Here is a 610-nt window from a genome sequence, read left to right on the forward strand (position 1 = left end):
ACCAGCACCTTGACGCCGTTGTCTTCAAACACAACGTCTTCCGGCGCGATCTCGTCGGCGTATTCGAGCTTGTAAGCCAGACCGGAGCAACCGGTGGTCTTGACACCCAGGCGTACGCCGACACCCTTGCCGCGCTTGGTCATGTAGCGGGTCACGTGCCGGGCGGCTGCATCAGTGAGGGTTACGGACATTTAAATCACTCGAAAATGAAACAGGTGACGGGAATGCGTTGATCAGTGCGCGTGCTTTTGCTTGTAGTCGTTCACGGCGGCCTTGATGGCGTCTTCCGCCAGGATGGAGCAGTGAATCTTGACGGGCGGCAGGGCCAGCTCTTCAGCGATAGCGCTGTTCTTGATGCTGGCCGCTTCGTCCAGCGTCTTGCCCTTGACCCACTCGGTCACGAGCGAACTGGAAGCGATTGCGGAGCCGCAGCCGTAGGTCTTGAAGCGCGCGTCTTCGATCACGCCCGTCAGCGGGTTGACCTTGATCTGCAGCTTCATCACGTCGCCGCAAGCCGGCGCGCCGACCATGCCGGTGCCTACCGATTCGTCGCCCTTTTCAAAAGAGCCGACGTTGCGGGGGTTTTCATAGTGGTCCACCACTTTTTCGC

At 59.7% G+C, this 610-nt stretch carries 2 protein-coding genes; both read right to left on the reverse strand.

All coding sequences use genetic code 11. From position 1 onward, the window contains the following. A partial coding sequence (locus AC1D0P_RS27055; RefSeq protein ID WP_477679554.1) for a HesB/IscA family protein occupies positions 1–191 on the reverse strand: 191 nt, incomplete at its 3' end. 42 nt (positions 192–233) lie between these two features. Continuing rightward, on the reverse strand, positions 234–610 hold a 377-nt coding region (gene iscU / locus AC1D0P_RS27060; protein WP_477679555.1), incomplete at its 5' end, for a Fe-S cluster assembly scaffold IscU.

The sequence above is a fragment of the Polaromonas sp. P1_G2 genome, from assembly GCF_056405515.1.